Annotated in this window: 20 protein-coding genes; 8 read left to right on the top strand and 12 right to left on the bottom strand. The window is 66.4% G+C overall.

The genetic code is table 11. The features are described 5' to 3' along the window. The first annotated feature begins 272 nt into the window (after positions 1-272). Both G6N34_RS28330 and G6N34_RS21030 read left to right on the top strand, forming a co-directional pair. Positions 273-1,352 (top strand): IniB N-terminal domain-containing protein, encoded by a 1,080-nt coding sequence (locus G6N34_RS28330; protein ID WP_085151704.1) that lies wholly within the window; start codon positions 273-275, stop codon positions 1,350-1,352. A gap of 82 nt (positions 1,353-1,434) precedes the next feature. Continuing rightward, the gene (locus tag G6N34_RS21030) at positions 1,435-3,267 is read left to right on the top strand and encodes a dynamin family protein (RefSeq protein WP_085151703.1); all 1,833 of its coding nucleotides are present in this window, start codon (positions 1,435-1,437) and stop codon (positions 3,265-3,267) included. Here the strand turns inward: G6N34_RS21030 and G6N34_RS21025 are convergent. Continuing rightward, complete coding sequence (locus G6N34_RS21025) at positions 3,264-3,725, bottom strand: hypothetical protein (protein WP_085151702.1); 462 nt, start codon at positions 3,723-3,725, stop codon at positions 3,264-3,266. The two genes, G6N34_RS21030 and G6N34_RS21025, sit on opposite strands and share 4 nt — an antisense overlap. A gap of 59 nt (positions 3,726-3,784) precedes the next feature. Between G6N34_RS21025 and G6N34_RS21020 the strand changes: the two genes are divergently transcribed. Beyond that, positions 3,785-5,272: a dynamin family protein gene (locus G6N34_RS21020; protein WP_085151701.1), complete on the top strand. Its 1,488-nt coding sequence runs from the start codon at positions 3,785-3,787 to the stop codon at positions 5,270-5,272. Positions 5,273-5,368: 96 nt separating this feature from the next. On the opposite strand, the gene G6N34_RS21015 is transcribed toward G6N34_RS21020, so the two are convergent. The 10 genes from G6N34_RS21015 to G6N34_RS20970 all read right to left on the bottom strand — a co-directional run bounded on the left by G6N34_RS21015 (position 5,369) and on the right by G6N34_RS20970 (position 14,209). After that, complete coding sequence (locus tag G6N34_RS21015) at positions 5,369-5,941, bottom strand: hypothetical protein (protein ID WP_085151700.1); 573 nt, start codon at positions 5,939-5,941, stop codon at positions 5,369-5,371. A gap of 21 nt (positions 5,942-5,962) precedes the next feature. Next, the gene (locus G6N34_RS21010; RefSeq protein ID WP_109788458.1) at positions 5,963-6,901 is read right to left on the bottom strand and encodes an LLM class F420-dependent oxidoreductase; all 939 of its coding nucleotides are present in this window, start codon (positions 6,899-6,901) and stop codon (positions 5,963-5,965) included. A 24-nt stretch (positions 6,902-6,925) separates the two neighbouring features. Beyond that, complete coding sequence (locus tag G6N34_RS27755; protein WP_179965788.1) at positions 6,926-7,393, bottom strand: hypothetical protein; 468 nt, start codon at positions 7,391-7,393, stop codon at positions 6,926-6,928. Continuing rightward, the gene (locus tag G6N34_RS21000) at positions 7,393-7,947 is read right to left on the bottom strand and encodes a hypothetical protein (protein ID WP_085151697.1); all 555 of its coding nucleotides are present in this window, start codon (positions 7,945-7,947) and stop codon (positions 7,393-7,395) included. Before G6N34_RS21000 ends, G6N34_RS27755 begins: the two co-directional genes overlap by 1 nt. A 267-nt stretch (positions 7,948-8,214) precedes the next feature. Then, complete coding sequence (locus tag G6N34_RS20995; protein ID WP_085151696.1) at positions 8,215-8,484, bottom strand: hypothetical protein; 270 nt, start codon at positions 8,482-8,484, stop codon at positions 8,215-8,217. Then, positions 8,481-10,028: an Rv0964c family protein gene (locus tag G6N34_RS20990; protein ID WP_085151695.1), complete on the bottom strand. Its 1,548-nt coding sequence runs from the start codon at positions 10,026-10,028 to the stop codon at positions 8,481-8,483. Before G6N34_RS20990 ends, G6N34_RS20995 begins: the two co-directional genes overlap by 4 nt. Before the next feature lie 5 nt (positions 10,029-10,033). Then, the gene (locus G6N34_RS20985; protein WP_085151694.1) at positions 10,034-10,390 is read right to left on the bottom strand and encodes a hypothetical protein; all 357 of its coding nucleotides are present in this window, start codon (positions 10,388-10,390) and stop codon (positions 10,034-10,036) included. Between the two features lie 143 nt (positions 10,391-10,533). After that, a complete protein-coding gene (locus G6N34_RS20980) occupies positions 10,534-10,770 on the bottom strand; it encodes a hypothetical protein (RefSeq protein ID WP_085151879.1) in 237 nt (78 codons plus the stop codon). A 101-nt stretch (positions 10,771-10,871) separates the two neighbouring features. Further along, positions 10,872-13,787, bottom strand: coding sequence for an MMPL/RND family transporter (locus G6N34_RS20975; protein WP_085151693.1), 2,916 nt, complete (start codon positions 13,785-13,787; stop codon positions 10,872-10,874). Beyond that, entirely contained in the window at positions 13,784-14,209 is a 426-nt protein-coding gene (locus tag G6N34_RS20970) for an MmpS family transport accessory protein (RefSeq protein WP_085151692.1), read from the bottom strand. Before G6N34_RS20970 ends, G6N34_RS20975 begins: the two co-directional genes overlap by 4 nt. Positions 14,210-14,384: 175 nt before the next feature. Here G6N34_RS20970 and G6N34_RS20965 point away from each other — a divergent pair, with 175 nt between their 5' ends. Beyond that, positions 14,385-15,065, top strand: a complete 681-nt coding sequence (locus tag G6N34_RS20965; RefSeq protein ID WP_085151691.1) for a TetR/AcrR family transcriptional regulator — start codon at positions 14,385-14,387, stop codon at positions 15,063-15,065. 244 nt (positions 15,066-15,309) lie between these two features. On the opposite strand, the gene G6N34_RS20960 is transcribed toward G6N34_RS20965, so the two are convergent. After that, positions 15,310-16,329: a GlxA family transcriptional regulator gene (locus G6N34_RS20960; protein WP_179965787.1), complete on the bottom strand. Its 1,020-nt coding sequence runs from the start codon at positions 16,327-16,329 to the stop codon at positions 15,310-15,312. A 316-nt stretch (positions 16,330-16,645) separates the two neighbouring features. Here G6N34_RS20960 and G6N34_RS20955 point away from each other — a divergent pair, with 316 nt between their 5' ends. Genes G6N34_RS20955 through G6N34_RS20940 form a run of 4 tightly spaced genes read left to right on the top strand, consistent with a single transcriptional unit; the run spans position 16,646 to position 18,850 of the window. Then, positions 16,646-17,170, top strand: a complete 525-nt coding sequence (locus tag G6N34_RS20955; RefSeq protein ID WP_085151689.1) for a DUF1097 domain-containing protein — start codon at positions 16,646-16,648, stop codon at positions 17,168-17,170. Then, positions 17,167-17,901, top strand: coding sequence for a nitrile hydratase subunit beta (gene nthB, locus G6N34_RS20950; protein ID WP_085151688.1), 735 nt, complete (start codon positions 17,167-17,169; stop codon positions 17,899-17,901). Before G6N34_RS20955 ends, nthB begins: the two co-directional genes overlap by 4 nt. Continuing rightward, positions 17,898-18,518: a nitrile hydratase subunit alpha gene (nthA, locus tag G6N34_RS20945; RefSeq protein WP_085151687.1), complete on the top strand. Its 621-nt coding sequence runs from the start codon at positions 17,898-17,900 to the stop codon at positions 18,516-18,518. Before nthB ends, nthA begins: the two co-directional genes overlap by 4 nt. After that, positions 18,515-18,850 carry a nitrile hydratase accessory protein gene (locus G6N34_RS20940; protein ID WP_085151686.1) on the top strand — a complete coding sequence of 112 codons (336 nt, stop codon included), beginning with the start codon at positions 18,515-18,517 and terminating at the stop codon, positions 18,848-18,850. Before nthA ends, G6N34_RS20940 begins: the two co-directional genes overlap by 4 nt. Positions 18,851-18,858: the final 8 nt, after the last annotated feature.

The following is an 18,858-nucleotide window of genomic DNA, read 5'->3' as shown; positions in this document are numbered from 1 at the left end:
CGACCCTGGTGTCGATCTGGCGGCACGGGCGTCGGGGCAGGGGTGGGACGTCGATGCCCGTGACCTGCGTATTCGGGTCCCGCGTTGGGGGTTGAAGGCTCAAAGCCCGCATTCCCCTGTATGACCCCCTAATCCCCTAACGGCATTCCACCTATCGCCCCTAGTTGGGGGCTGGGGAAGACGGGCGGTCGCCCCGTTTCGGGGCGTGCTGAGCGCCCATAAATTGGTCTCCAGACAGCCGGAACCCCGGCGGATGACCGAAAGGCACGACCATGATCAGCTTGATCGATTGGCTCCTGAACCTGTTCCGCGATGAGCATGCCGCCCGCGCATTCGTCGCATCCCCCGAGGCGACCCTGCGCGACGCCGGCCTGGCCGGAGTGTCCGCGGCGCAGCTGTCGTCCGTGGCCGCCACCGCGGTGCCGAGCCTGGTGCTCGGCGGCGGCGACCCCGTCGTCGGCCTGCAGCGCGCGGTGTCCAACCACTACGGGTTCGCTCCGGCCTACGACTACTCGCCGTCGACCAACCTGCTGTCCCCGTCGCCGGTGTTCGCGCCGAACACCAACACCGACCTGGCCAGCCACAACAACACCGATCTGGCGAGCCACAACAGCACGCCGATCATGAGCCCCAACCAGGATGCGGGCGCCAACGCTCAGCAGGGCGCCTTCAACCTCGGCTTCGGTGACATCACCCTCGGCGACAAGACCACCAACACCGCGACCAACGGCGGCGTCGTCGTCGGCGGCGAGAACCGCGGCGACATCGTCAGCGGTGACGGTGCGGTCCTGGGCAACAACAACGACGTCAACAACGGCGACGTGTGGGCCGGCACCGGCTCGAATGTGACTGTCGGACATGGCGACATCGAAGACAACGGGACCACCAACACCGGCAGCGGATCGGTGATCAAGGACAACGACGGCCCGGTCTTCCAGGACGTCGACGCCAGCGGCGGCAGCGGGGGCCACGCCGGCGGCAGCAGCGGCGGCCTGATCGACATCGGCCTCGGCGGCGACCAGACCCAGGGCGGCAACGGCGGCGGGGGCGGCATCGTGATCGTCAGCAACGAGACGGCCACCAACACTGTCGGCGGCAACCAGTCGCAGGTCGGCGGAGACAGCGCGACGAACGTGGGCAGCGGCAACTCGACCTCGGCCTACAGCCAGACCGAGACGCAGACCACCACCACGGTCAGCGACTACTCGGACCACTCGCAGACCGAGGTGTATGACAACTCGTCGCAGCACAGCGCGTCGCTCTTCGACAACAGCCACGACACGTCGGCGGTCGCGAGCGCTGTCGACACCGGCCACTCGGCCTCGCTGGGATCGGGCAACGACCTGTTCTGAGCGGTTGACGCAGGACGCGGCGGGAGCCTTCCGGTTCCCGCCGCGTTCTCGGCCTACGGTGGACCCGAACCAAGGAGCAGCTGTGACACAGCCGGATGACCCGCGCCGCGTGAAGGTGATCGTCGAACTGATCGACCACACCGCCGCGATCGCCGAACTCAACGACCGGGGCGATCTCAAACAGCGCCTCGAGGTGGCTCGCACGCGGATCAAGGATCCGCAGATCCGCGTGGTCATCGCCGGTCAGCTCAAACAGGGTAAGAGTCAACTGCTGAACTCGCTGCTGAACATGCCGGTCGCGCGCGTCGGCGACGACGAGACCACCGCGCTGGTCACCATCGTCAGCTACGGCGAGCAGCCGTCGGCCCGGCTGGTGATCGCGCCGCCTCCTGGGCAGGTGGCACCCGAGGTCATCGACATCCCGATCGACGACATCAAGCACGACCTGCGGCGCGCACCGCAGGCGCAGGGCCGCGAGGTCATGCGGGTGGAGGTCAGCGCGCCCAGTCCGCTGCTCAAGGGGGGCCTGGCGTTCGTCGACACCCCGGGCGTGGGCGGGCACGGCCAACCGCACCTGTCGGCGACGCTGGGGCTGCTGCCCGACGCCGACGCGATGCTCATGGTCAGCGACACCAGCCAGGAGTTCACCGAGCCCGAGATGCGGTTCATCCGCCAGGCCCACGAGGTGTGCCCCGTGGGTGCGGTGATCGCGACGAAGACCGACCTGTACCCGTACTGGCGTCAGATCGTCGAGACCAACACCGCGCACCTGCAGCGGGCGGGGATGTCGGTTCCGATGATCCCGGCGTCGTCTCTGCTGCGCAGTCACGCGGTGCAGATGAACGACAAGGAACTCAACGAGGAGTCCAACTTCCCGGCGATCGTGAAGTTCCTCTCCGAGCGGGTGCTGTCCCGGGAGAACGACCGCATTCGCGACCAGGTGATCGCCGAGATCGGCGCCGCGGCAGAACATCTCGCCCTTGCCGTGAACGCCGAACTGTCTGCGATCAACGACCCGGAGGATGTTCGGCAGCTCACCGAGGACCTCGAGCGTCGCAAGCAGGAGGCCCAGGAGGCGTTGCAGCACACCGCGTTGTGGCAACAGGTGCTCAACGACGGGATCGCCGACCTCACCGCGGATGTCGACCATGATCTGCGGGCACGGTTCCGCGCCATCGTCGCTCACAACGAGAGCGTCATCGACTCCTGTGACCCCACGCAGCACTGGGCCGAGATCGGCGCGGACGTGGAGAACGCCGTCGCGACGGCGGTCGGCGACAACTTCGTCTGGGCCTACCAGCGTGCGGAGGCGCTGGCCGCGGAAGTGGCCCGCACCTTCGTCGAGGCCGGCCTCGACGCGGTCAAGATGCCGCACGTCAGCGCCCAGGAGATGGGGGCCGGATTCGACGGACTCAAGTCATTGGCCAGGCTTGAGGCCAAACCGATCGGCATGGGGCACAAGGCGATCACGAGCATGCGTGGCTCCTACGGCGGCGTGCTCATGTTCGGCATGCTGACTTCGGTTGCGGGCCTGGGCATGTTCAACCCGATCTCACTCGGCGCCGGCCTGCTGCTGGGGCGCAAGTCCTACAAGGAGGACATGGAGAACCGCATGATGCGGGTGCGCAACGAGGCCAAGACCAATCTGCGCAGGTTCGTCGACGACGTCTCGTTCGTCGTCGGCAAGGAGTCCCGCGATCGTCTCAAGGGGATTCAGCGTCAACTGCGCGACCACTACCGCGACATCGCCAATCAGACCACGCGTTCGCTCAACGAATCACTGCAGGCGACGATCGCCTCGGCGCAGATGCAGGAGAGTGAGCGCAACACGCGGGTCCGCGAACTCCAGCGGCAGATCAACATCCTCACCCAGGTCAGCGACAACGTGGAGAAGCTGCGAACGCCCGTCGGCTAGTCACTGGTGCGCGGGGTCAGCGTCCGAGTCTCGTTGAGCCTGGGCCGCTTGCGCGTGGTGGTGGTCGTCGTCTCCTCGGTCTCCTCGGTCGGAGTGACCTCTTCCTCCTCCGACGGCGACGTGGTGGTGGTCGGGGAGGTGGTGTCCGAACCGCTGGTTTCTCCCGGCGGCGGGATGCCGATGTCGGTGGTGGACAGCGGGACGCTGGTGGTGAAGGTCGTCGACGTGCTGGACGGCGTGATGATCATGGTCGTCTTCTCGCGCGTCGTAGTTTCCCTGGTGACCGCCGTCGTCGTGGTCCGCACGGTTTCGGCGGGCTTGCTCCACTCATCGGACATCGTGACGACCATATAGACCAGCACTCCCAGAAGCACGACAGCGACACCGCCGGCCCAGAACACCACAGTCGGGTTGTGATGCCAGGGTGTCTCGTCGTCGTTCCGGTCATCAGCTGCCACGGGCGCCGATCCTAGCGTCGAAAGCCCCAGGAAGCTTGGCCCGTAAACTCAAGGATTCAATGAGCACGAGCGATCAGGTCCGCGCGATCCTGGGCGGCGCCATCCGCGCCTACCAGGGCGAACCGGCGTACCGCCAGCGCTCCGATGTGTTCAACGAACTCGACCGCATCGGCTGGCAGTTGAATCAGCCCATTCGGATCGCCCTGGCCGGGACCCTCAAAGCGGGGAAGTCGACGCTGGTGAACGCCCTGGTGGGGGAGAACATCGCGCCCACCGACGCGACCGAGGCCACGCGCATCGTGACGTGGTTCCGGCATGGGCCCACACCGAAGGTGACGGCGAACCACTACAGCGGCAGGCGGGCGAATGTCCCGATCAGTCGCGGTGCTGACGGACTGACGTTCGAGATGGCGACGCTGGACCCGGTCGAGGTGGCCGACCTGGACGTGGAGTGGCCGGCCGCCGAACTGATCGACACCACCATCATCGACACCCCGGGCACGTCGTCGCTGTCCCGTGACGTCTCCGAGCGCACGCTTCGACTGCTTGTCCCCGACGACGGCGTGCCGCGCGTGGACGCCGTGGTGTTCCTGCTGCGCACGCTGAACGCCGCCGACATCGCACTGCTCAAACAGATCGGTGAGTTGGTGGGCGGTTCGGCGGGCGCACTCGGAGTGATCGGTGTGGCGTCCCGGGCCGACGAGATCGGCGCGGGTCGAATCGACGCCATGCTGTCCGCCAACGACGTCGCGAAGCGGTTCACCTCCGAGATGGACAAGACCGGCATCTGCCAGGCCGTGGTGCCGGTGTCGGGACTGCTCGCGCTGACGGCCCGCACGCTGCGGCAGAGCGAGTTCGTGGCGTTGGAGAAGCTCGCGGGAACGGACGCCGCTGAACTGAACAAGGCCATGCTCAGCGTGGACCGCTTCGTCCGCGAGGACAGCGCGCTGCCGGTCGATGCCGCGACGCGTGCGGCCCTGCTGGACCGGTTCGGCATGTTCGGCATCCGGATCTCGATCGCGGTGCTGCGCTCCGGCGTCAGTGACTCGGTGACGTTGGCCGACGAACTTCTGGAGCGCAGCGGACTGGTGGCGCTGCGTGACGTCATCGATCAGCAGTTCGCCCAGCGCTCCGAACTGCTCAAGGCGCACACCGCAATGCTCGCGCTGCGCCGCTTCGTCGAGGTCCACCCGATCCGGGCGACGCCGTACATCATCGCCGACATCGACCCGCTGCTGGCCGACACTCACGCGTTCGAGGAGCTGCGGCTTCTGAGTCAGTTGCGTTCTCGTCCAACGACATTGAATGACGACGAGATCGCGTCGCTGCGGCGGATCATCGGCGGCTCGGGCACCGATGCCGCCAGTCGGCTGGGGCTGACCCCAGATGAGCCCTACGATGGGCCGCGGGCCGCGTTCGCTGCCGCGCAGCGGTGGCGACGGCGCGCCGAGCATCCCCTCAACGACCCGTTCACCACCCGAGCCTGCCGCGCCGCGGTGCGCAGTGCCGAGGCGCTGGTGGCGCTGTTCGCCTCGCGCGGCTACTGACTTCTATCGGGGCAGGGTGATCTGGCCCGCGAGCGGCCGTCCTTGTACGCAGACCACGGCGTACCGACGCGGGCGCTCGCGGGGAAAACGCTGGGGCTACTCGCCCTGGCCGGGGCGTGGGAACAGCGTCGGCAGCGTCGGCCACGTCCGGGTCGGCGTCACGGTCTCGGTCTCGGTGACCGTCTCGGTCGGCGGTGCCGTCGTCGTCGTGGGTTCCTCGGTCGTGGTCGGCGCCTCGGTGGTGGTCGTGGTGGTCGGCGTCTCGGTGACCGTCTCCGTGGCCGGCGGCGGAGGAGGCGGTGGCGGGGCCTGGGTGTTCTGGCCCTGTGTCGGCGCCTCGGTTGTGGTCGTCGGCGTGGTGGTGGTCGTGGTGGTGTCGGTGGAGTCCGACGACCCGCCGGCCAACTGCACGACGGCGTAGACGGCCAGCGCGATCACCAGGGCGGCCAGCGCGCCGATCAGCACCAATGCGGCGGGCTTGCGGTGCCACGGAGTGGGCGGCTGCGGTGGAACAGGGGCCGCCGCTGTCTCGTAGCGGTAGTCGGGGGTCTGCTGGTAACCCGTGGGATCTGGGGCCTCGCTGTAGGCCTGACCGCCGCTGCCGCCGTAGTTGGCGTACTGCGTGGGTTCGCTGTAGAAGTCGTCGTCAGGATTGTCGTTGCGCGCCACGGGCACCGATAGTAACGCGCATCACTGTCTGCGCAGTTGAGCGACGACTCCGTCGGCGAACAACTCGAGGTGGTCCAGGTCGGCCAGATCGAGCACCTGCAGGTACACCCGCTGCACTCCGGCCTCGATGAATGGCCCCAACCGGTCCACGATCTGCGCGGGTGTGCCGACCAGGGGCGTATTGGTCCGCAGTTCGTCGAGTTCGCGGCCTATCGCGTTCGCGCGACGGGCCACCTCGGCGTCGTCCTTGCCGGCGGCCACCACGAAGCAGGCCGAGTAGGTCATCGAGTCGGCGGGGCGTCCCGCGGCAGCGACAGCGTCGGCGACGCGGCCGAACTGCGTCTTGATGACGTCGAGCGAGTCGAACGGGACGTTGAACTCAGAGGCGAACCGTGCCGCCAGCGCAGGCGTCCTCTTGGCGCCCTTGCCCCCGATGACGATCGGCGGGTGCGGATCCTGGGCGGGTTTGGGCAGCCCAGGGGAGTTGACGATGCTGTAGTGCTCACCGCTGTAGTCGAAGGTCTGCCCGCCCGGCGTGGTCCACAGCCCGGTGAGGATCTCCAACTGTTCGGTGAGGCGGTCGAAGCGCTCGCCCAGCGGCGGGAACGGGATCGCGTAGGCCTGGTGCTCCTCTTCGAACCAGCCCGCACCCACGCCGAAATCGACTCGGCCACCGCTCATCTCGTCGACCTGAGCCACCGAGATGGCCAGCGGCCCCGGGTGCCGGAAGGTGGCCGAGGTAACCATGGTGCCCAGCCGGATCGTGCTGGTCTCGCGGGCCAGTGCGCCCAGCGTCACCCATGAGTCGGTGGGCCCAGGCAGGCCGTCGCCGCTCATCGCCAGGTAGTGGTCGGACCGGAAGAACGCGGAGTAGCCGAGTGATTCGGCGGCTTTGGCGACGGCGAGCTGGTCGGCGTAGGAAGCGCCCTGCTGAGGTTCGACGAATACCCGGAAATCCACGACCGCCAGCTTAGGCGCACATGGTCAGGGTGCCTCGGCGGGCAGCGGTTCCTGGGGGACGACGGTGGTCTCGGTGACGGTCTCGGTCTCGGTGACCGTGGTGGCCGAAGGCGACGTGGTCGGGGTGGTGGTGGTCGGCGCCGTTGTGGTGGTCGTTGTGGTTGTGGTGTCTGTCGTGGTGGTCGTCGTGGTGGTGGTGGGCTCGGTGGTCGTCGGCTCCGTCGTCGCGGTGGTCGTGACGAGCGGCGGCACCACCGAGGCCGGCCGGGTCGTGGTCGGCGACGTGGTGGTGGTCGTCGTCGTTGTGCTGCTGGGGGATTCGTTGCTCATCGCTTGGACGATTCCGTAGATCGCGCCGATGAGGACCAGCGCGGCCACCGCACCGACGATCAGCGGAACGATCGGCTTGCGGTACCAGGGTTGCGCCGGTTCGGGTTCGACGGGTTCGAAGCGCTGGGTGGGCTCGTTGTAGAACTCGTGATCGTCAGACATCAGAACGCCCTCACGCCTTCGACCGCGACGAACATGCCGTGGCCCGTGGCCTCGTTGGTGAATCGGGTGCCGCTGGGGTCGGCGGCGATCGTCCACCCCGCGGCGTTGTAGGTGCGGTAGTCGAGGGTGACCGTCGGGATGTCGCCCAGGTTGCCCAGGATCCACTGCAGATCCCCGCTGGAGTTCACTCGGACCCCGTTTGCCGGTGCGCCGTCGACCTCGGGGGAGTTCTCGAACTCGGATTCGCAGCCCACCGACTCGGTGTTGAGCTGGCAGCGGGTCTTGCCGGACTTGGTCTCGACAAAGACATAGCCCTGCGCGTCGGTGGGCAGCGTCTCGCCGCCCGGCGCGCTCGGCGTACTGGGGCCGGGAGGCGACGGCAGGGCGGTCGGGGTGTCCACGGGCGGTCGAACCGTGGGCATGGTGGGCTCGGCATTGGTGCCGCAACCCGGGCAGACCGGTCTTCCGTCGGTGGAGCTGCTGCAGCTGACCAGAGCTGCCGCGCTCAGAGCCGCCACCAGCGCCGTGCCCGTCAGGGCCAGCTTTGAGGCCATGCGGCAAAGGTACCCGCGGTGTTGCAGGAGTTGAACACGTGACCCGTGATGTTTATGAAGCTGTGAGATTCAGGTTTGCGGTCACCTGCGTTGCCGTGGTTGCGCCCAGGGCTGTGGCTCGGGCCGGCGCACGACCCTGTGTGCAGTTTCGTGTTCAGGATTGGGCAGTGGCGACGGGGTCGGCAGCCGTCTGCCAGGTGGCGAGGCCCCTTCTGATGTCGGCGTAGGCGGGTTGGCCGTAGCGTGCAATATGGCTGGTGGTATCCGTCAATGCTCTATTGGTGTCAATTCGCTGTCGTAGACAGTGAAGTCGATGTCACCGAGCAGGCTGTCCGGATTCTGCAGATCGATCTCTTCCAGGACTGCAGGTCGGCCGCCCGAATCCAGGAGTTCGCCGACCGATACGACGCCCGTGTAGGCGCCATCGCCAAGGAGTTCGATCACGGTCACGCGGACCCCGCGTGGAATTCCTTGATCGGACAGTCGGTCGGTCTCGAGGCGCGCCTCTTGATAGGGGGTGAATCGGTGGTCGCTCATGGTGTGAACCCCGAGAATGGCGTAGTCAAGCTGACGGTGCCGTCTGGTCGAATGATCCATCCAGTGACGATCTCAGCCGTTTCGCCACTTCTGTCGCCAACACCTGGGAGAGAGATGTCAACCGCGATGCGAGTGCCGTATTGATCCGTGGACTTGACGGTGAAATCGCGAGCCAAGATTTTTTCACCAGCCTGTTGGGTGTATTCGGAGACGAGTTTCGATGCGCTTTCTGGAACGTTTCGGTATCCGAATGAATCGAAGATAGCAGATTTTCCCTTGCTCGCTTCAGGTGACAGTGCGTACTCCGAGAACTTTCGTGGATCGACGATGGGATCGGTTGTGAAATCAATCGCCGGAGCCGCGATGTCGTCTACAAGGCCCGCGGCCAAATTGTCAGCAGCGGATTCCCCTCGGCTGGCGACGATCTCGGAACCGCGCGCCAGTACATCGTCGGTGCTCGATTCGACAAGCGCCTCCGCGCTTTCGCGAGCGAAGAGCGACCGGAGTCCGTGATAAGCGGCTTGGCCTCCCTTCACCGCGGGACCGAGTCCGAATGGAGTGGTCACGGCGCTGAACAGTGGTTCTGCCGTCGCCTCTGCGCGGCCGTGATCAAGGAACCGTGTGCCGACGAACTGCCCGTCTTTGTACCTGTAGACGGCGGAAGCGCCGTTGTCCCACAGTTCCACGGTGCCGTCTTTGAGCTTGGTCGAGGTGACGGTTGCGGTCCGCCCATCGGGAAGCTTGTAAGTGAAGTTGACCCCGTTCCGTCCAAAACCGACTGAAGTGGGATCGGCGCCACTGAAATCTGGGATGCTGCCGGCCTCAGCCAATGCCTGCGCCAACTCGGACTTGAGTACTGGAATCTGTGCACTGGCGGCGTCGAACTCTGGTGTGCCTGGTCCATGCACGTACATGGTGGACATCGCTTCGGCGAGAGCTTCGCGGGCCTCCTCGACGCGCTGCGCAGCCTTCACCATCGCCTCGTCGTTAGCGTGCTGCAACGCGGCGAGATCTGGACTGGGTGATGTCGGCGGGGCGGGTCCTGCGGGCACAAGTGCAGTGCCGTCAGCCATCGAGATGGCGTTGGCCAACTGCTCATCGACGAGGTTCGCCAGTGCCACCACCCGATCAAGTCGTTCCTGCAGGGGAGGGATGTTCTGCTGTTGCCAGCGAAAACCGTGGGTGGCGCCTGGTTTTCGCTCGACCCTGTTGGTCTGCCCGTTGATCTGAAGACCCACATCGTCGGCGTCGATCTCCAGCTGCCTGAGCTCGGCCTGCAGTTTTCCAATGTTGTCCGCGGCCCGCCGGGCAGCAGCGGCGACGGCCAGCGCAGCCTCGCTGTGTGTGGCGAGGTCGAGACGTGTGCGGGTCAACGCCTCCTTCGCGGTGGCTGCGGCCTCGCCGCCCCAGGTGGTCAACGCAGGCAGTGTGGCGATGCCGTCAGCCGCATCCTGTGCAGCCTGGGCGCGCGACGTCGCGGCATGAAACACCTCTCGAACGTCACCGGCGCTCCATCTCTCGATCTCAGCGACGGTCAGCGTCATGCGGTCTACATGCTTCGCGGATCTACGGTGGCCGAAGATTTCGAGTGAACCTTGCCGATGGCCGCAGCGTGCTCGGCGGACATGGCGGCGAAGGTCTGCGAGCAGGCGTGAAGCCCCCCCGCATGCGCACCCAGTCGCACCAGCAGCATGCTGGTCGTCGACGACCACTCCTGCGACCGGGCCAGCATCGCCGCGGCGGACCGCCCACACCAACCGCTCAGCGCGTTCTCGACGGCAGCATCCGAGGTTGCATGGGATTCAGCCACGCCTTCACCGTGTGCGGTCACAGTCAGCCCAGAATCCGCCAGGTCCTCGGTCACTGCTCGCAGCTCATCGCCAGCGGCGTACGCGCGGTCCCCCATGTCTGGAAGGTAAGGGCCCGTCGCGGGGCCCGCAATTCACCCCAAGCGGATCAGCCCTTGTGGCGGCGAGATTGCACCCAGGGCTGTGGCTCGGGCCGGCGCACGACCCTGTGTGCAATCGCGGCGCCAGAAGCGCGAATTCTCTAGCCCGGCAGCAGCGGTGGCCGGCAGACGTTGGCCACCGGATCCCACCACCAGCCGTTCTCGCAGCCCAGCGGGGTCGTGGAGACCGGCGGCCGGCATGTGTTGGCGACGGGATCCCACCAGCCGTTCTCGCAGTTCGGCACGAGTGGACCCTGGCAGCGGTTGGCGACGGGGTCCCACCACTGGCCGGGCGCGCACGCCGAGGCGACAGCCGGGCTCACCATGGTGGCGAACATCAACGGCGTGACCGCCGCGGCCGCACCTATGGCCAGGCGTTGCAATGACTTCCTCACGGTTACCTCCCGATGACTGGTGATTGCAGTGCATCCCACCCTAATCAGGTGAGCGCCTCCTCGGGAGCCTGCTGCAGGCGCTTGGGCCACGGACTGGGCACCGGCCGCGGACGGACCCTCTGCGGCCACCAGAACCAGCGGCCGAGAAGTGCCGCGATGGACGGCGTCATCAGCGAGCGCACCACCAGCGTGTCGAACAGCAGACCCAGGCCGATGGTGGTGCCCACCTGGCCGATGATGATCAGTTTGCTCACCGACATCGACATCATGGTGAACGCGAACACCAGACCCGCGGCCGTCACCACCGATCCCGTGCCGACCATCGACCGCAGGATGCCGGTGTTGATGCCCCCGTGGACCTCCTCCTTCATCCGGGAGACCAGCAGCAGGTTGTAGTCGGCACCCACGGCCAGCAGCACGATGACGGCCATGGGCAGCACCATCCAGTGCAGCGGGATGCCGATGATGTGCTGCCACAACAGAACCGACAGACCGAACGATGCCCCCAGGCTCAGCACCACGGTGCCGACGATGACACCGGCCGCCGCGACGGCGCGGGTGAGCACCATCATGATGATGAAGATCAGGATGAGCGCCGCGGTGGCGACGATGAGCAGGTCGTAGTCGGCGCCCTGCTGCAGATCCGCGTAGGTGGCCGCGCTGCCGCCCAGGTAGATCGACGATCCCTCCCAGGGCGTGCCCTTGATGGCGTCGGCCGCCGCGATCTTCAGCGGTTCGATGCGCGAAATGCCTTCCGGAGTCAGGGGATCGCCCTGGTGGGTGATGGTGAACCGCACAGCATGCCCGTCGGGGGAGATGAAGTTGTCCATGCCGTTGATGAAGTCAGCGTTGGTGAAGGCCTCCGGCGGCAGGTAGAACGAATCGTCGTTGAGCGCCGCGTCGAACGCGTCACCCATCGCTGTCATGTCCTCCTGCAGCGATATCGCCAGATCCTGCTGCGCCTTCTGGGACGCGTACTGGTTGAGCAGGACCTCCTTCTGGTGCTTCATCGACTGGATCTGAGCCGGCATGACGGCGACCATCCTCGGCATCAGGTCGGCCATGCGCTGCATTTCGGGGACCAGGTCCTGGAAGTCGTCGGACATGGTGTTGAGGCCGTCCAGCGCATCGAAGACCGACCGCATGGACCAGCAGACCGGGATGTTGAAGCAGTGCGGTTCCCAGTACAGGTAGTTGCGAATGGGACGCATCATGTCGTCGAAGTCCGCGAGATGGTCTCGCACGTCGGACATGTCGCCCGACGTGGTGGCCATCTTGTCGGCCATCCTCTGTGACACCTCGGCCAGATCGCCCTGGATGTTCATCATCTCGGTCATCGCGTCGATGCTGACCTGCAGATCGTCGGCCTGGGCGAGCATGTTCTCCAGATTGGTCTGGGTGTAGTCGTTGCTCATGATCTGCGTGGTGCCGCTCTGGCCGATCGTGTACGGGATCGTCGAGTGCTCGATGGGTTTGCCATCGGGGCGCGTGATGGTCTGCACCTGGGCGATACCGTGCACGCGCACAAGGGCTTTGGCGATCTTGTCGATCACCAGGAAGTCCGCGGGGTTGCGCAGGTCGTGGTCGGTCTCGATCAGCAGAAGGTCCGGATTCATCTTGGCCTGCGTGAAATGCCGGTCGGAGGCGGCATATCCGACGTTGGCCGGCACGTCGTCGGGCAGATAGATCCGGTCGTTGTAGGTGGTGTGGTAGCCGGGCAGCGCCAGCAGACCGACCAGGGAGGCGATGACGGCGCACACCAGGATCGCGCCCGGCCAGCGCACCGTGGAGGTGCCGACCTTGTGCCACAGCCGCGACTGACCCATGCGCTTGGGTTCGAGCACCTTGCCGAACCGACTGCACACCGAGATCAGCGCCGGGCCCAGCGTCAGGGCCGACGCGATCACCATGACCATGCCCACGGCCAGCGGGATGCCCATGGTCTGGAAGTAGGGAAGCCGGGTGAAGTACAGGCACAGGGCCGCGCCCGCGATGGTCAGGCCCGAGGCGAGCACCACGTGCGCGGTGCCGTGGAACATGTCGTAGTACGCGCGTTCGCGGTCCAGGCCCTTGCGCCGCGCCTCGTGGTAGCGGCCGATCAGGAAGATGGCGTAATCGGTTGCCGCGGCGATGGCCAGGGTGACCAGCAGGTTGATCGCGAACGTGGTGAGGCCGAAGACGTGGTGATACCCCAGGACGGCCACGATGCCGCGGGACGACAGCAGGCCGGCCATCACGAGCACCAGCACGATGCCCGTCGTCACCACGGAGCGGTAGACAATCAGCAGCATGACGATGATGACGGCGAACGTCGCCAACTCGATGGTCTTCATGCTCGCGTCGCCCACGACTGTCTGATCGGCGCTCAGCGCCGAGGGGCCGGTCACGAAGACGTGCAGGCCCTCGGGAGCGTTCTCGTCCGAGGCGATCTCACGAACCGTTTTGACCGATTCGTTGGCCAGTGCCTCGCCCTGCTCGCCGGCGATGTAGACCTGAACGTAGGCGGCCTTGTTGTCCACGCTCTGTGCGCCGGTCGTGGTCAGCGAGTCGCCCCAGAAGTCCTGCACGTGCTCGACGTGCTTGGTGTCGGCCTCAAGGCGGGCGACCATGTCGTCGTAGAACTCATGGGCCTCGGCGCCCAGCGGCTCGTCGCCCTCCAGCACGATCATCACCGAGCTGGAGGTCTTGTACTCACCGAACACCTCGCCGACGCGTTGCGTGGCGATCTTGGAGGGGGCGTCGGCGGGGCTCATCGACACCGCGCGCATCTTCCCGACCTCGTCCAGCTGCGGCACGACGGTGTTGAGGACCGCGATGATGGCCACCCAGGCCAGGATGATCGGGATCGCGAAGGCCCGCAGGAACCGCGGGATGGCCGGCTTGGGTTCCTCGGCCCGGTGCCGCGCGGTGGGGATCGGGTTGGTGTTGACCTCGGCCTCGTCGTCGATGGTCGCGCTCATGCGGCCTTCACCAGGCAGTAGGTTTCGGCGTTCATGCCGGTTGCGGTCCTTTCGTCCTTGACCTCGCCGTCGACCGTGATCCGGCAGGTGATGCTGTCGCCGTGGCTCTGCGCCAGCAGGTGGACGTTCGCGGCGGCCGCCGTGGTGGTCAGCGTGATCGACCAGGGCAGCGGGGTGTCGACCGCGCGCTGCGGCTTGCCGTCGAGGTCCAGGTAGTTGATGACGGCGGTGCCGCCGGTGCCGAACACCTCATAGACCACGACCTTGGGGTCGGTGTCCTCGGCGATGCCAGCACCAACTGGGGTGACGACCACGGGATTCGAACCGAACACCAGGCGTAGATTGCTCACCGTGAAGGCGCCCGCCGCGACCGCGCACACGATGAGGATGGGCAGCCAGAAGCGCCGCAGCACCCTGGTCATGCGCGCACCTCACGGGTGCGGACAGCCCAGCAGTCGATGACGCCACTCAATGAGGTGCCCCTTTTGGCCGACGAGACGGCCCCGGGCGGACCGACACTTTGCTAGTGAGAAAAGCTAACCAATTAAGTGGATGGATTCAATCCGGTTAGGTGTCGCGCTCATTACACTCGGCGGCATGGAGACCCCGGACGCCACCGAGCGCCCACTGCGCAAGGACGCCGAACGCAATCGGCAGCGCATCCTTGAGGCTGCGCGGGACCTGTTCGCGACCAGGGGCCTCGAACCGCATCTCAACGACATCGCCCACCATGCCGGAGTGGGCGTCGGCACCATCTACCGGCGCTTTTCCACCAAGGAGGAACTCCTCGAGGCCCTGTTCGAGGACGCCCTGCATCAACTCGCCGACGTCGCCGAGGAGGGCCTGCGTCACGAGGACTCGTGGGAAGGGTTCGCCTGGTTCATGCACAAGATGTGTGAGATGACGGCCACCGACCGCGGGCTCCGGGAGATCGCCTTCAGCAAGGCCTACGGCGGGCCGCGGGTGCGGGAGGCTCAGGACCGCCTCAAGCCAGTGCTGCGTCGACTCGTGCAACGGGCCCAGGCCGACGGTCACCTGCGTCCGGAGATGTCGTCCACCGATTTGCCGGTGTTCGGACTGCTGTCGGGCACCGTCAGCGAGTTCGCCGGCCATGTCGGCAGTGACCTGTGGCGCCGGTACGTCGCGCTGATGCTGAACGGCATGCGGCAGCGTCCCGATCAGGATCCGCTGCCGGTGGTCGCCATGGACGACGACGAGATCGACGCCGCAATGAACACCTGGGAGCCCGCGGGTCCGGTGAAGTCGAGGACCGATTAGCCGAGTCCCGACACCGCGGGGGCTGACAGTGAATACCCCGCCGACGACGAGCGGCTTAGACACCGCCTCCGAAGTGCGCGACGAACCCAGGGGCGCGGCGACTTTTCGGCGATCTCTTCCCATTGGTCCGACTCGACGAGCATGTAGGCCACACCGAGCCTGATGACCAGCAGTCCGGCGGCGATTCCGATGAGGGCACAGCCTCCACCGGCGTGCCACGACTGCGCCGCCCCAGGACGATGCGTCAGCGCGGCTGGCCGACGCCCGTCGTCCGAAATCGACTGCGGTACACACTCGGAGACACTCCGAGCGCGCGTCGGAAGGTGCGCCGCATGGTGTCCGCCGACCCGAAGCCGGCGCGCCTCGCCACCGACTCCTGACCGTGATCACCGGTCGCCAGAAGCACTTTCGCGGCCTCCAACCGCGCCTGCTCGACGAAGCGTGCCGGCGTCATCCCGACCTGCATCCGGAACATCCGCACCAGGTGCCGTTCGCTGACCGCCGCCCGCGCGGCCATCGACGAGAGTGAATGGTCGGCGGAGGGATCGGCGACCACCGCGTCGAGGATCTCGCGCAGTCCGCTCGACACCGCCACCGCCGACTCGGTCCACACGCTGAACTGCGCCTGCCCGCCTGGTCGCTGCAGGAACACCACCATCCAGCGCGCGACCCGACGAGCCACGTCGGGACCGTAATCGCTTTCCACCATCGCGAGGCCGAGGTCGATGCCTGCGCTGATCCCCGCGCCGGTGATGAACGGGCCGTCCTGCACGAACAGCGAATCAGGATCGACGTCGATCGCCGGGTACGCCTGTGCCAACTCCTGGCAGTGCGCCCAATGCGTGGTCGCACGCCGCCCGTTGAGCAGTCCGAGCGCGGCGAGCACGAATGCACCGGTGCAGACCGAGGCCACCCGACGCGCTCGCGGTGCCAGTTCGCTCACCAACTGCAGGGCCGCTGCGACGACGTCGGGCGTCTGTTCCTCGGGGATGTCGTGCTCCCCGGGAGTGAAGTCGAAATCCGGCGGGACCCCGCCCGGCACGATCAACGTGTCGATCTGATCGGGCACCTGGGTCAGCGCCATGTCCACCTTGAGCGAGACGAACGACGTTGTGTTCACCGCTTCACCTGTCAACGACGCCAGGATCACCCGGTAGTGCGCGCCGAAGTCGTTGGCCCGCGCGAAGATCTCCAGCGGTGCGGCCACGTCCTGCAGGGTCACCTTGTCGTACAGCGCGAAGACGACGGTCCTGGGCTCTTTCAACGGTTCGGCCCCCCTCTGCCGACGTTCCAGCCTGCCCTGCCGTTGTGATTCTCACCGGACATGTCGCTGCCCCTTCGTCACCCCCGTGCGCGTCCGCCACCCACGCCGTGGTCAGCAAGGTAGCGCCAATCTGCTGCGTCCGCAGTGTGAACCGGCCGTGGTCCGGATCTGCGCGTTTTGTGTCCGGCCCCGACGGTCCTCGACATCCAGAGGTTACGCAGTTGAAACCTGCTGCCGTGAACCTGATTTCACCGCAGTGGTTCCGCTGTTGAAGCCGGTGCGGACATCATCGGATCTTCTCCCAAGAAGGTGAGTCATGGATTCTCGTACAGCCTTGACGCTGAGCATCGGCGTCCTCGGAGGGCTGGCGGTCGCGTTGACGGCCGAAGTCGTCACTGTGCCCATCTGGGTGGTGTTCCTGGCGTGGGCGTCATTCTTCTTCGTTGGCGGCGGCACCGCCGGCTGGGTGCGATCGGTTTCGTCGAACCTGGTCGGCGTCATCATCGCCTCGGCCAGCCTGTACGCCGCGCACCTCATGGGTGGCAGCCTGCTGGTCACGGCGATTGCCGTCGGCATCGGCAGTGCGCTCATGGTGCAGGCGTCGTGGGTGCCGTTGCTGTCCACCACCCCCGCCGTGGTCATCGGCTTCGCCTCCACGGTCTCGACGGTGGCCGGCACCGGCAACACCATCACCGTCACCTCCGTGTCCCACCCCGGTCTGGTCGCCGCGGTCGCCTGCGTCCTTGGGGCGTCCTTCGGGATTCTCTCGGAGTACGTGGCCACCGCGATGACCGCCAAACCCGTCGCCACAGAGACCCCGGAAGGAAGCCCGGCCTCATGAAACTGCAGCACTATCTCGGCGGCCTGGAGGGCCTGCCCGAACCCCTGTCGCTGGAAAAGCGTGTGTTCGTGGAGGATTGGGAAAAGCGTATCTTCGGCATCCACGTCGCGATGATGGGCCTGTCCAACCACCTCGGCTCCGCACTGCCCGCCTACCCCATCGACGAGGTGCCAACGAGGTTCAAGGACGAATGGACCTGGGCCGACCTGCGTACCGGCGCCGAGGCGATGAACCCGTTCGACTACTTCAAGTTCCGCTATTACGAGAAATGGCTCGGCGGCATCACCCAGTTCTTCCTCGACAAGGGCTACGTGACGGAGGAGGAGCTCACCGAGCGGATGGCTGAGTTGGCACCCGCTGACGCCGACGGGGCACCCGAGATCGACGATCAGGTGATCGCCTACCTGCGCTTGGGCGACAGCCCCCGCCGCGATGTCGCGCACCCCAAGTTCGCCGTGGGCTCGGCCGTGCGGATCGCCAACGTGCCCGCCGACGCGCACAGCCGGCTGCCCGGTTACCTGCGCGGACGCGTCGGCACTGTGGAGCGCGTCTTCGAGGGTGACTACGGCTACTTCTGCGAGACCGGCGACGGCATCGGTGACCCGATGCCCATCTACATCGTCGAGTTCGACCCGGCGGAGATCTGGGGTCAGCGCGCCGAGGACGGCCCGCTGACTCTGTACGCCGAACTGTTCGAGGCCTATCTGGAACCGATTGAGGAGGAGTCATGACCGGCCAATTCGCCTACCCGCCCGACCGCGAGGAAGTCAGCGCGAAAAAGGTTGCCGCACTGGAGTCTCTGCTGATCGAGAAGGGCGTCATCACCCCGCAGACGGTCGACAAGGTGCTGGCGTACTTCGAAACCGAGATGACGCCGCTGAACGGCAAGAAGATCGTGGTGAAGGCCTGGACCGACCCGGAGTTCGCCGTGAAGGTCGTCACCGACACTCCCGCGGCCATCGCCGAACTGGACTTCCCCGACGGGATGGCCGGCGCCGAGGGTGAGCACCTGCAGGCCGTCGCCAACACGCCGGGCGTGCACAACCTGGTCATCTGCACGCTGTGCTCCTGCTTCCCGTGGCCGGTGCTCGGCCTGCCGCCCTACTGGTACAAGGACCCGGTGTTCAGGTCGCGCGCCGCTCGTGAACCGCGCAAGGTGCTCGCCGAGGTGGGTCTCGACCTGCCCGAGGACACCGAGATCAAGGTGTGGGACTCCAGCGGACACTCGCGCTGGTTCGTGATCCCCGAACGGCCCGCCGGCACTGAGGGTTTCACCGACGAGATGTTGATGGATCTGGTGACCACCGAGTCGATGATTGGCGTGGCAGTGGCGGGGCAGGCGTCATGAAGCTGCACGAAACCTGCACCACCGACCAGGCCGCGCCGCAGTTCGATCACGACTGGCAGCGCCGGGCATTCGGCCTGGCGCTCGCGCTCTCGGAGTTCCGGCATTACGAGTGGAGCGAGTTCCAGCAGGCGCTGATCGCGACGATCGGAGAGTGGGAGGGCGCGCCGGAAAGTGAACGGGGACAGTGGCAGTACTACGACCACTGGGTCGCCGCACTTGAGCAGCTGGTCGATCGCCATGAGCTGCTGACCAATCCGGTGCTCACCGACGCCAACGACCACGCCCTGGCTCACGACCACGACCACGACCACGACCACGACCACGACCACTAGGGAGGCCC

The organism is Mycolicibacterium confluentis, from assembly GCF_010729895.1.
GTDB lineage: Bacteria > Actinomycetota > Actinomycetes > Mycobacteriales > Mycobacteriaceae > Mycobacterium > Mycobacterium confluentis.
This window is presented reverse-complemented; position numbering and strand designations above follow the sequence as displayed.

What these genes read in the sequence shown, in the direction of transcription:
- G6N34_RS28330 (WP_085151704.1), top strand. Translation starts at nt 273, where the DNA reads ATGATCAGCTTGATCGATTGGCTCCTGAACCTGTTCCGCGATGAGCAT.
- G6N34_RS21020 (WP_085151701.1), top strand. Translation starts at nt 3,785, where the DNA reads ATGAGCACGAGCGATCAGGTCCGCGCGATCCTGGGCGGCGCCATCCGC.
- G6N34_RS27755 (WP_179965788.1), bottom strand. Translation starts at nt 7,393, where the DNA reads ATGTCTGACGATCACGAGTTCTACAACGAGCCCACCCAGCGCTTCGAA.
- G6N34_RS21000 (WP_085151697.1), bottom strand. Translation starts at nt 7,947, where the DNA reads ATGGCCTCAAAGCTGGCCCTGACGGGCACGGCGCTGGTGGCGGCTCTG.
- G6N34_RS20995 (WP_085151696.1), bottom strand. Translation starts at nt 8,484, where the DNA reads ATGAGCGACCACCGATTCACCCCCTATCAAGAGGCGCGCCTCGAGACC.
- G6N34_RS20990 (WP_085151695.1), bottom strand. Translation starts at nt 10,028, where the DNA reads ATGACGCTGACCGTCGCTGAGATCGAGAGATGGAGCGCCGGTGACGTT.
- G6N34_RS20985 (WP_085151694.1), bottom strand. Translation starts at nt 10,390, where the DNA reads ATGGGGGACCGCGCGTACGCCGCTGGCGATGAGCTGCGAGCAGTGACC.
- G6N34_RS20980 (WP_085151879.1), bottom strand. Translation starts at nt 10,770, where the DNA reads ATGTTCGCCACCATGGTGAGCCCGGCTGTCGCCTCGGCGTGCGCGCCC.
- G6N34_RS20975 (WP_085151693.1), bottom strand. Translation starts at nt 13,787, where the DNA reads ATGAGCGCGACCATCGACGACGAGGCCGAGGTCAACACCAACCCGATC.
- G6N34_RS20970 (WP_085151692.1), bottom strand. Translation starts at nt 14,209, where the DNA reads ATGACCAGGGTGCTGCGGCGCTTCTGGCTGCCCATCCTCATCGTGTGC.
- G6N34_RS20965 (WP_085151691.1), top strand. Translation starts at nt 14,385, where the DNA reads ATGGAGACCCCGGACGCCACCGAGCGCCCACTGCGCAAGGACGCCGAA.
- G6N34_RS20955 (WP_085151689.1), top strand. Translation starts at nt 16,646, where the DNA reads ATGGATTCTCGTACAGCCTTGACGCTGAGCATCGGCGTCCTCGGAGGG.
- nthB (WP_085151688.1), top strand. Translation starts at nt 17,167, where the DNA reads ATGAAACTGCAGCACTATCTCGGCGGCCTGGAGGGCCTGCCCGAACCC.
- nthA (WP_085151687.1), top strand. Translation starts at nt 17,898, where the DNA reads ATGACCGGCCAATTCGCCTACCCGCCCGACCGCGAGGAAGTCAGCGCG.
- G6N34_RS20940 (WP_085151686.1), top strand. Translation starts at nt 18,515, where the DNA reads ATGAAGCTGCACGAAACCTGCACCACCGACCAGGCCGCGCCGCAGTTC.